The sequence below is a fragment of the Candidatus Rokuibacteriota bacterium genome, from assembly GCA_030647435.1.
Classification (GTDB): Bacteria; Methylomirabilota; Methylomirabilia; order Rokubacteriales; family CSP1-6; genus AR37.
Genome location: JAUSJX010000171.1, coordinates 1 through 10521, shown reverse-complemented (window position 1 = coordinate 10521; position 10521 = coordinate 1). Strand labels below are relative to the sequence as shown.

The window sequence follows — 10521 nt, the reverse complement described above, 5'->3', positions numbered from 1 at the left end:
GGCCACCTGTACGTTCACTTTCGTTACGGCCCGGGGACTCACTCACCATCCTTTCGATGGCTTTGTCGATGGGCTTCAGGGTCTCGGTTTCCCTCCACCCTGCCATCCAAGTTACGGGGCTCTGGCTCTTACCCCGGCGGGACTGCCTCCCGCTGAACACGTCAGCTTTCTCTGGACGCACGGTTGATGACCAGCTCGAACTTCGTGGGCTGCTCGATGGGAAGGTTTCCGGGCTTGGCCCCTCTGAGAATCTTGTCGACTAAAAAGGCCTCACGGCGCCGCACCTCAGAATCATATACACCATAAGACATGAGGCCCCCTTGCTCTGGATGCAGTTGGAATTCATAGATCGTGGCGATCCGGTGCTTGGCGGCGAGAGCGATGATGTCCTTTCTGTACAAGAGCAAGAAGAGCGACGCCATTGCTAAAAGCCCTTGGTCGCCTTTCTTAGTCATGTCGCGGAAGGCGGGGGCGAGGTCCGCCGGTTGGTGCACGATGATGGGATGAAGCTCTATGCCCAAGGTTCGGGCCGCGACCGCGGCCTGTTGGACGTAGCGAGCGAGTAGCTGGGGGAGTGCGGCGTTAGTGACATCCTCCCCAAGGAACGCGACCCTTGAAAGATTCGGTACGAGCGCTTTGAGAAGCTCGAGTCGCTTCGAGATGAGATCGTCCGAAAGAATCTGCACACCCGTGATATTACCGCCAGGCCTTGCGAGGTTTGCGACGAGCCCTGCGGCGACGAGATCACCGCCGGCGTTCTGGATCACGATGGGGATGGTCTTCGTTTCCATCTGGGCGGTGTTTGCCATGCCGGTGCCGAAAACGACGAGTACGTCGACCTGAAGGCGCACCAGGTCGGCGACGGCTGCGCGAAGCTGATCAGCTGACTCACCCCGCCGCCGCTCGACAAACAGGTTTTAGCCTTCGACCCAGCCGAACTCTTTCATCCCCATCCAGAACGGATTCGTCGCTGCCGCTTTCGCTATCTCATCCCGGCTCGGAGCTCGACTAGCTGGACCGAAAATCAGATATCCTACGCGAGCAATCTTCCCTGGATTCTGGGCCTCGGCGGCGAGCGGCGCAACAAGGAGAACCGCCCCAGTGCCAGCAAGAAACGTGCGGCGGTCTATCAATGGGTCCTCCCGCTCAGTTCAGCCACCCATGTCGCCGTAGGCGAGACTCCTCGGCCAGGAGCCACTCGAGGTGCTGTCGTATCTCAGGCCAGTCTTCAGCCGTCCAGCGCATCGTGAGCGCCACCCGGATCAGCACCCGCACCTTGAGCTAGGGTTGGTAACAAGCTGTCTGGGCATCTGGAGCGATCAGATGAGGGACGTGGGGCAATCGGGTCGGGTCCATGCCGGAGCCCTCCTTACAGGCTGGGCGGAAGTCTAACAGAGGAAGCTGGGGTCAGGTCTTGCAATCCGACATCGGGCCTTGGAAACTCGCCGCTCGCGGCGGTGGAGCCAAGCGGGAAATGTATGATTGCAAGACCTGACCCCGATCTCGTCCAGCTGCATCCGCCCTGCGCAGCGCGGTGGAGCGCGCCAATCCCCAGAAAGCGATACAGCGTAGGAACAACCGCTGCTAGGGCGACCCGCCGAGGGAGCGGAGGAAGGCCTCGACTTCCGCGCGGCCGGGCAGCGAGTCCTGCGCCCCGCGCTTGGTGCACGCGAGCGCGGCCGCGGCGTTGGCGAGCGGGATAGCCTGCTCGAGGGTGCCGCCCGCCGCGAGCCCCACCGCCAGCGCCCCGTTGAAGGCATCTCCCGCCGCCGTCGTGTCCACCGCCTCCACGGGGAAGGCGGGAAAGTGCGCGGCACCGTCGCCGGCGCAGGCCAGGACGCCCCGCTCGCCCAGCGTCACCAGCACCGCCCCCGCCCCCGAGGCGAGCAGGCGGCCCGCGGCCGCGCGCGCGGACTCGAGCGAGTCCACGGCCAGGTCCGTGAGATGCGCCGCTTCGTGCTCGTTGGGGGTGAGGAAGTCCACGAGGGCGAGGATCTCGGAGTCGAGCGGCTGAACCGGCGCGGGATTGAGGATGGTCGTGACGTCATGGCGCCGCGCTTCCCCGAGAGCCCAGCGGACCACCGGCAGCGGCGTCTCGAGCTGGCACGCGACGACGTCCGCCCATGCGATGCTCTCGACGTAGGGCGCGACCATCTCCACGGTGAGGCGGTGGTTGGCGCCGGGCGCGACCGCGATCTGGTTGCGCCCCTGCGCGTCCACCATGATGAGCGCGATGCCGGTGGCGGCCTCGCGCGACGTCAAGAGACCGTCAACGCCGATGCCGGCAGCCGCCAAGCTTTCCCTGATGCGCCTGCCGTCGGCGTCGTCCCCCACGCAGCCGATCATCCTCACCTCGCCGCCCAGTCGCCGCGCCGCCACTGCCTGATTGGCGCCCTTGCCGCCCAGGTTGACGAGCAGCGTGCCGCCGGAGACCGTCTCGCCCGGAGACGGCAGGCGTGGCAGCGCCACGGTGTAGTCCACGTTCGCCGAGCCGATCACGCAGATGCGCGACACACCCGCTCCAGGAAGAGCTGCAGAAAGCGCGGGGCGTCCACGTCCAGGGCGGCGCGGCACGTGGGCGCGGGCCTGTCGCGGTGCGGCCGCCTGTCCGCCACGGTCATCCCCCGCGTCAGGCGTCCCTCGCACTCGACGGCGACGTGAAGCGGCTCGAGCGTGACGAGGCTCGGGTCCATCGCCACGCCGACAGCGAGCGGGTCGTGGAGCGCCATGCCGCCATCCCCACGCTGCGTCTCGAAGTCGAAGCCGTGGGCGGTGAAGTCCTCGATGAAGCGCGCCGTGCTGCCGCCGTGGCGCCCAAGCGCGGCGCGGAGATCGGCCCGGGTCAGCACCACTCGGCGCGTCACGTCGAGGGGCACGAGCTCGATCGGCAGCCCGGAGGCGAAGACTAGAGCCGCGGCTTCGGGGTCCACGTGCATGTTGAACTCGGCGGCCGCCGTGACATTGCCCGGTACCGCCACGGCCCCGCCCATCACGACGATCCGGGCCGCCTGGGCCAGGCGCCTAGGGTCACGCCGGAGCGCCAGGGCAACATTGGTCAGGGGCCCCAGGGCGACGACCACGAGGCGCCCCGCGAAGCGATCCGCCGTCTCGAGAATCAAATCCGCCCCGTCGAGCATCTGAAGCGTATGGGACGGCTCGGGGTATCGCGGTCGTCCGTCGGGTTCCCACAATCCGCCGAGGTTGCCGAGGCCGTCCTCACCGTGGACGTGAGCTGCTGTCAGAAGCGGGCCGACGAGCGGGGCGGTGGCGCCCCGCGCCACACGGGGGCGGCGCCCGGGGCGCGCAACGTCCCAAGGGCGTGCCACATCAAGGACGCGGAAGACGTTGGCGGTGGCGAGGTCGACCTCGACATTGCCCGCCACCGTGGTGATGGCCTCCACGGAAACCTCCGGCGAGCCGAGAGCCAGGAGGATGGCGAGAGCGTCGTCGATGCCGGGATCGGTGTCGATGAGGATGGGAGTGGTCAATTGACACCCCGGGCGCGGCTCCGTATCATAAGCACCGGCGGTTATCACAACGAACGAAGGAGGGCCGGATGAACATCCTGATCACGTATTGCGGGGAGTGAAACTTCCTCCCCCAGGCCTCCAGTTTGCAGGCCGCCATCAAGACCAAGTACGGCATCACCGCCGAGCTCAAGGAGAGCGGGGGCGGCGTCTTCTTCGTGGACGTCGACGGCAAGCGCGTCTGGGACAACCTGGTCACCTACCGGTTCCCCGAGGACGCTGAGGTCTTCGCCGAGATCGACAAGCTCAAGACGTAGCGGCCCCTCGCTCCAACGATTCCCTGAACGCCGGGTGGGCGACGCGGCACAGCTCCCGCGCCCTCCCGGCGTCGCTTTTTCCGCGGAGCGAAGCCGCCCCCCACTCGGTCACCACGTAGTCCGCGATGAAGCGCGGCGTCGTCACCCGCGCCCCCGCCGGCAAGCGCGCCACGATCCGGGACACCGTGCCCTGGCGCCCCGTGGACGGCAGCGCGATGACCGATCGCCCACCCGTCGCCTGCCGAGCCCCCAGGACGAAATCGAACTGCCCGCCGATGCCCGTAACCTGCCGCCCCTCCACGCTCTCGGCATTGACTTGCCCCAGGAGATCCACCTCGATGGCCGAGTTGATCGAGACGAAGTCGCCGAGGGTCCCGACCACGCGCGGGTCGTGGACGATGTCGGACGGCTCCATGTTGAGCATGGGATTGTCGTGGGCCCAGCGGAAGAGCCGCTCCGTGCCCATGATCTCGCCGACGTCCATGCGCCCGCGGTGGAGCCGCTTCCGGGAGTTGTTGATCACGCCCGATTCGATCAGCGGCAGCATGTGGTCCACCAGCAGCGAGTGGACGCCGAGGTCGCGTTTCCCCGAGAGCGCCTCCATCACCGCCTGGGGGATCGAGCCCACCCCCACCTGCACCGTGGATCCGTCGGGGACGAGGTCGGCAACCTGTTCCGCGATCCTGCGCTCGACGTCGCCGACGGGCGTGGGCGGGTACTCCGCCAGTGGGTGCTCGGCCTCCGCCCAGCAATCGATCTGGGAGCGGTGAAGAAATGCGTTCCCGAGCGTTCTGGGCATCCGGGGATTGACCTGGGCGATCACCAGCGGGGCGCGCCGGGCCGCGACGAGCGAGTAGCTGACGGAGACGCCGAGCGAGAGGTAGCCCGCGCCGTCGCCCACACCGTCGGGAGGCGCGCAGTGGACGACCACGGCGTCGGGCGCCCACGCGCCCCCCTCGGCGAAGACGCTGACCGTGTCGAAGTACCGGATGGGGACGAAATCCACGTCGCCTCGCGCTTGGGCCTGCGCGAGCTTCGGCGAGTGGTGCCACGTCGCGAACCGCAGCTTGCCCGCGTACTCGGGCGCGGCGAACGGGTAGTCGTCGAGGCGCAAGCCCCCCATGAGCGTCAGCGGAGCGAGACGATCCGCCTGGCGGAGGATCTCCGCGAGCAGCGCCGTCGGATCACCGCACCCTGCCGGGAGCAGCACTTTCATGCCCGGGCGGAGGCGACCCACGGCATCGGCCAGCGCGACCTTCTCGAAGGGACGGGACATGAGGCGCGGGTAGTATAATCGCGCCCGAACACAGCGCACAATCCGAGAGACCCGAGGCCGAGAGTCCCGAGGAGAGATCCATGGCCAAGCTCGTGCAGCCCGTCAACCCGCCCAGCCTCGCCAAGCCCGCCGGCTACTCCCACGGGATCGAAGTCCAGGGCGGCAAGACGCTCTACGTCGCCGGGCAGGTCGCCCTCGACAAGGACGGCAAGCTCGTCGGGCCGGGCGACATCGTGGCGCAGTTCAGGCAGATCTGCCAGAACCTCAAGGCTGTGCTGCTGGCGCGCGCGGGCCAGCTCAACGACGTCGTGAAGCTCACCATCTTCGTCCTCGACAAGTCGGCGTACAAGGCGCGCGCCAAGGAGATCGGCCCCGTCTACCGCGAGTTCTTCGGCCGGCACTACCCCGCCATGACGTTCCTCGAGGTCAAGGGCCTCTACGACGACGACCAGGGCTGCCTCATCGAGATCGAGGCCGTGGCCGTGGTGGACTGACGAGACGCCCATGCCCATCCCCCGCCAGTGGGTCACCACGGCCTTCACCTTCGACGGCTACCGGATCGCCGCCAACCGTGGTGTGGTCCGGGGCATCACGGTGCGCTCCCGCAACATCCTCGTCAACTTCGGCGCCATGATCCAGACGCTCTTCGGCGGCAACATCACGCTGTACACGGAGCTGTGCGAGCGGGCGCGCGAGGAAGCCTTCCAGCTCATGCTCGAGCACGCCGCGGCCGCGGGCGCCAACGCCATCATCGGCATGCGCTACGACGCCAACGACGTGGCGCCGGGCGTGACCGAGGTCCTGGCGTACGGCACGGCGGTCGTCATCGAGCCTCCGCCGCCCCCGCGCTAGATGCTGCGGACCAAGCGCGTCTACGACAAGCCTCTGCGGGCCGACGGGACGCGCGTGCTCGTGATGCGGCTCTGGCCGCGCGGCATCAAGGGGAAAGCCGTCGATCTATGGCTGAAAGACCTTGGCGCCGAGGTCACCAATCTCCGCGCCTTCAAGGCGGGGCGCATCGGCTGGCCCGAGATGCGGCGCCGCTACGTGGCCGGCCTCAAGCGCGAGCCGGCGGCCTCCGCGCTCGGGCGCCTCCGGGCGATGGTGAAGCGGGGCCGCGTCACCGTCCTCTGCTCCTGCGAGGACGAGAAGCGCTGCCACAGGAGCCTGCTCCGCGCCGCCCTCGGCGTTCTTCTGATCGTCGGCCTCCTCGCGCCGCCGGTCTTGGCCGAGCACGAGGCGCAGTACCGCTACACCGTGCTGGGCTATGTCAAGGACGCCGCCGGCAGGCCGCGGAAGGGGGTCGGGCTCGAGGTCACCCGCCAGAAGACGGGACTGTCCTACAAGGGCGAGACCGACGCCGCCGGGCTCTACGTCATCGTCACCCGCCTGGCCGACGAGAGCCGCGGCGAGGGGCTGCTGGTCCGCGCGGGACCGGCCAGCCTGCGGATCACCGCCCGCCTCGACCCGGCAGACCACAAGAGCGAGCGGGGCACGCGGGTGGACTTCACGGGCGGCAAGGCGACCGAGCGCCCGAAGCTCTTCACCGCGACCCTCAAGCAATTCCTGAGCAAGTGATGGACAAGCCCGACCCGTTCTACGCCCTGGTGAGGCTGGTCGGGCGCTTCTGGGTGTGGTTCCTCTTCCGCTCCGTGGACGTGCGCAACGCGGCTGGCGTGCCGCACCGGGGCCCGGTGCTCCTGTGCATCAATCACCCCAACAACCTGATCGACTCGCTGCTCGTGGGGGCGGTCGTCGACCGAAAGGTGCACTACCTGGCGACGGCGGCGCTGTTCAGAAACCCGATCATGGCGCGCTTCCTCAAGGCCGTCGGCGCCATCCCCGTCTACCGGCGCCAGGACGACCCCGACAAGATGGACAAGAACGTCTCGACCTTCGAAGCCTGCGTCACGACGCTCGCCGCCGGCGGCCTCATCGGCATCTATCCCGAGGGCACGACCCACGCCGAGTCCCGCGTCCAACGGATCAAGACCGGGGCGGCGCGCATTGCCCTCGACTACGAGTCGCGGCGGCGGAACGGTGCGCCCGGCGAGCCCCTCGTCCTGATCCCGACGGGCCTCGCCTTCGACGCGCGGAAGTCCTTCGGGGGGAGGGTGCGCGTCGCCTTCGGCGAGCCCCTGGCGCTGGCGCCCTATCTCGATCTCTACGTCCAGGACCCGCTGAAGGCCGTGGACGAGCTGACCACGGCTATCCAGTGGACCATGGAGGCGCAGATCGTCCACGTGGAGCGGTTCGAGCACGCCGCGCTGGTCCGCGAGGTCGAGGGTCTCTACCGCGACCAGCTCGTGGTCGAGCTCCAGGAGGAGCGCGGCTTCTCCACGGGGCAGATCGACACCGTCCGCCTCTCCCGCTCCATCGCGGACGCCGCGGCCTACTTCGAGACGCACGCGCCGGAGCGGCTCGAGGAGCTCCGCGAGCACATCGAGCGCTACCGCGCCACGCTGGCGGCCTACGCGATCAAGGACCAGGCCGTGCGTGAGCGCCTCTCGCGCCGCCCGGCGCGCCGGCGCCTGCAGCGCGGGTGGAAGGCCGCCGTCGGGCTGCCGGTCTTCGCCTACGGGGCGCTGACCAGCGGGTTGCCGTACCTCGTGCCGCGCTGGATCGCCCGGCGCACGGCGACCAAGGAAACCAACTACGCCACGACGCGGCTCCTCGTCAGCGTGTTCGCCCTGCCGCTCTTCTGGGGCCTCGAGACGTGGCTCGTCTGGCGCGTCGGCGGCGCGCTCTGGGCGCTGGCCTTTCTCCTCTCCCTTCCGGTGACCAGCATCCTCGCGTACCATTACCTGAGAGGCCTCGGCGGCTTCCGGGCTCAGCTGGGCTTCGGGCTCCTCGCGCTGACGCGTCACCAGACGGCCACGCGGGTCCTCGCCGAGCGCCGGCAGATCATCGCGCTGCTCGAGCGCGCGAAGAACGACTACCTCGCGGCCACGAAAGGATCGAGCTTTTGAGCATCCACCTCCTCGAAGAGATCTCGAGCCCGGCGCTCGACGCGCTGCCGCGCGAGAGCACCGTGGTCATCCTGACCGCGAGCCCGCTCGAGACTCACGGCCCTCACCTGCCCCTCGGCGTCGATGCCTACACGGGCCGGTACTTCGCCCAGGCGATGGCCGAGCGCCTCGTCGCCGAGCGTCCGGGCTGGCACGTGGTCCTGGCGCCGACGCTCCACCTCGGCACCTTCGCCTTCGAGACGGTGGGCACCGTCACCATGCGCCAGCGCGTGGTGCGGGACCTGCTCGTGGACTACGGCAGCGCGCTCGCCCGCGCAGGGTTCCGCCACCTGCTGATCTCGAACGGCCACGGGGGACCTGGGCACCTGGTTGCTCTCGAAGAGGCCTCGGCCATCGTCTCGCGTCGCTACGGGGTGACCATGGCGTCGGTCACGGGCTACCTCGCCTGGGGGCTCATGTCGGGGCGCTACGTGCCCAAGTTCGAAGCCGCGCTGGGCCGGCCCATCACGGACGAGGAGCGGGAGGCTTTCTCAGAGGACGCGCACGGCGGCTGGTGGGAAACCTCGATGATGCTCCTGCTCCGGCCCGACCTGGTCGGTGACGGCTGGCGCGATCTCCCGGCCGCCCGCTACTCCATGGCGCACCGGCTCATCCCCAACTATCCGGTGAGGAACGGCGGGCAAGGGTACGTGGGCCATCCCGCGCTGGCCGACCCGGAGTTCGCCAAGGCGACGCTGACCGTCCTCATGGACGAAGCGATGGATCTCGTGCGGGGCCTCCTGGACGGGCGCCTCCGGCCCTCGCGCGGCCGCTCGCCGTTCTTCGCCATGCCCTTCTTCCGAACCAACTTCTGGCCCGTTGCCGCCGGCGTCGGGGCGGTCGCCCTCGCGTTGCTGTTCTCGAAGAAGAAGACCCAAGGAGGCAAGACATGAAAGCTTACGTGTTGATCGAAACGGCGGCCGGCAAGACCAAGCAGGTCAAGAAGGCGCTCGCAAAGGTCAAGAGCCCGCGCGCCAGCGTGTCGGCGATGGATGCCGTCACCGGCCCCTACGACTTCATCGCAGTGGTCGAGGGCCAGACCCTCGACGCGATCGGCAGCCTCGTCACCGACGCCATCGGCATCATCGACGGCGTCACCCGCACCACGACGTGCGTCGCCGTGACCGTGGGGTAGGCAAAATCCCTCTCCCCACCGGGGAGAGGGCAGGGTGAGGGGCGGCCTAGCGGTGGGTGATCGTCACGCCGCGCTTTTCCGCTTGACAGATTCTGCGGGGCGCTGTGGTCACGCGCCGGCAGCGCTCTGAAGGTACCGGCCCAGCGGTCCATACTCGCTCCACTGCACACAATCGAGCGGCGCCGACTCAAAAATCATTCCCCGTCTCAAAAACACTCGCCCCAGCTGCTCGACGGAGGCGCGGATACCGGGGTGTAGAGTCGGCGCAGGAGGGCTCGCCATGCAGAGCCATGTCGCACCTGTGACCGCCTCGCAGCATCCCTTTGCGGAGCTCGATCGGCTCGGCGACGAGATCGCCGAGTTGTCCGCGCACCTCGACGCCGCCACCGCGCGCCTGCTCTCCATGATCCGGGAGTTCGACGCCCGGGGGGGATGGAACACGGGCTTCCGCTCCTGCGCCGCCTGGCTCTCCTGGCGGGTGGGGCTCGACCTGGGCGCGGCCCGTGAACGGGTCCGGGTGGCGCGCGCCATTGAGACGTTGCCCCTCCTCGCCGAGGCCCTGGCCCGCGGGGAGCTGTCGTACGCCAAGGTCCGCGCCCTCACCCGTGTGGCCACGCCCGAGACCGAAGCGCGGCTCCTCGGTGTGGGGCGCGCGGGCACGGCCGCCCACGTCGAGCGAATCGTGCGCGGCTGGCGGGTGGTAGACCGGCGGGCCGAGGCGCGGGAGACCGCGCTGCGGCATGCGGGCCGGGCCCTGCACGTCTCCCAGGACGAGGACGGCATGGTCGTCCTCCGGGGACGGCTCGAGCCTGAAATAGGCGCGCTGTTCATACAGGCGCTGGCCGCCGCGCGCGAAGCCCTGTACCAGCGGGCCCGCGTGCCGGACGGGGACGCCGGGCCCATGGGCGTTTCCGCGGAAACGCCCTCGATGGCCCAGCGGCAGGCCGATGCCCTGGCGCTCCTGGCGGAGACGGCGCTCCACCACGGCCTCGATCCGGGCACCCCGGGCGAGCGCTACCAGGTGGTGGTCCACATCGACGCCCAGGCCCTGGCCGAGCCGGATCAGCCGGGCCAGTCCGTCCTCGAAGATGGCGCGCGCGTTTCCGCGGAAACGTCCCGGCGCCTGGCCTGTGACGCGAGCCGGGTGGTGATGCGCCATGACGAGGAGGGCCGCGTGGTCGAGATCGGGGCCCGGACGCGGACGATTCCCCCCGCCTTGCGGCGAGCGCTCCACCATCGGGACCGGGGCTGCCGGTTCCCCGGCTGCGGCGTGAGCAATGGCCAGGGGCATCATCTCCGCCATTGGGCGCACGGCGGT

The 10521-nt window shown here is 69.1% G+C and carries 12 protein-coding genes; 8 read left to right on the top strand and 4 right to left on the bottom strand.

The genetic code is table 11. The features are described 5' to 3' along the window. Positions 1-161: 161 nt before the first annotated feature. The 3 genes from Q7W02_28760 to Q7W02_28750 form a co-directional block, all read right to left on the bottom strand. Positions 162-914 (bottom strand): ABC transporter substrate-binding protein, encoded by a 753-nt coding sequence (locus tag Q7W02_28760; GenBank protein ID MDO8480118.1) that lies wholly within the window; start codon positions 912-914, stop codon positions 162-164. A gap of 670 nt (positions 915-1584) precedes the next feature. After that, positions 1585-2514 carry a ribokinase gene (gene rbsK / locus Q7W02_28755; protein MDO8480117.1) on the bottom strand — a complete coding sequence of 310 codons (930 nt, stop codon included), beginning with the start codon at positions 2512-2514 and terminating at the stop codon, positions 1585-1587. Then, the gene (locus Q7W02_28750) at positions 2496-3488 is read right to left on the bottom strand and encodes a nucleoside hydrolase (GenBank protein ID MDO8480116.1); all 993 of its coding nucleotides are present in this window, start codon (positions 3486-3488) and stop codon (positions 2496-2498) included. The genes rbsK and Q7W02_28750 overlap by 19 nt, the downstream gene beginning before the upstream one ends. Before the next feature lie 125 nt (positions 3489-3613). On the opposite strand from Q7W02_28750, the gene Q7W02_28745 reads away from it, so the two are divergent. Further along, a complete protein-coding gene (locus tag Q7W02_28745; protein MDO8480115.1) occupies positions 3614-3784 on the top strand; it encodes an Rdx family protein in 171 nt (56 codons plus the stop codon). Here Q7W02_28745 and Q7W02_28740 read toward each other — a convergent pair. Further along, positions 3774-5060 (bottom strand): acetyl-CoA hydrolase/transferase C-terminal domain-containing protein, encoded by a 1287-nt coding sequence (locus Q7W02_28740; protein ID MDO8480114.1) that lies wholly within the window; start codon positions 5058-5060, stop codon positions 3774-3776. The genes Q7W02_28745 and Q7W02_28740 overlap by 11 nt on opposite strands. A gap of 80 nt (positions 5061-5140) precedes the next feature. On the opposite strand from Q7W02_28740, the gene Q7W02_28735 reads away from it, so the two are divergent. The 7 genes from Q7W02_28735 to Q7W02_28705 all read left to right on the top strand — a co-directional run. Further along, on the top strand, positions 5141-5554 hold the full coding sequence (locus tag Q7W02_28735) for a RidA family protein (protein MDO8480113.1): 414 nt from the start codon (positions 5141-5143) through the stop codon (positions 5552-5554). Positions 5555-5564: 10 nt separating this feature from the next. After that, positions 5565-5912, top strand: a complete 348-nt coding sequence (locus tag Q7W02_28730) for a YbjQ family protein (GenBank protein MDO8480112.1) — start codon at positions 5565-5567, stop codon at positions 5910-5912. Further along, the gene (locus tag Q7W02_28725; protein MDO8480111.1) at positions 5913-6638 is read left to right on the top strand and encodes a DUF488 family protein; all 726 of its coding nucleotides are present in this window, start codon (positions 5913-5915) and stop codon (positions 6636-6638) included. It abuts the gene before it with no gap. Further along, positions 6638-8029: a lysophospholipid acyltransferase family protein gene (locus tag Q7W02_28720; GenBank protein MDO8480110.1), complete on the top strand. Its 1392-nt coding sequence runs from the start codon at positions 6638-6640 to the stop codon at positions 8027-8029. Before Q7W02_28725 ends, Q7W02_28720 begins: the two co-directional genes overlap by 1 nt. Then, positions 8026-8961 carry a creatininase family protein gene (locus Q7W02_28715; GenBank protein ID MDO8480109.1) on the top strand — a complete coding sequence of 312 codons (936 nt, stop codon included), beginning with the start codon at positions 8026-8028 and terminating at the stop codon, positions 8959-8961. The genes Q7W02_28720 and Q7W02_28715 overlap by 4 nt, the downstream gene beginning before the upstream one ends. Continuing rightward, complete coding sequence (locus Q7W02_28710) at positions 8958-9203, top strand: Lrp/AsnC ligand binding domain-containing protein (GenBank protein MDO8480108.1); 246 nt, start codon at positions 8958-8960, stop codon at positions 9201-9203. Before Q7W02_28715 ends, Q7W02_28710 begins: the two co-directional genes overlap by 4 nt. A 280-nt stretch (positions 9204-9483) precedes the next feature. Further along, positions 9484-10521: DUF222 domain-containing protein (locus tag Q7W02_28705; protein ID MDO8480107.1), on the top strand; the 1038-nt coding region annotated here is incomplete at its 3' end.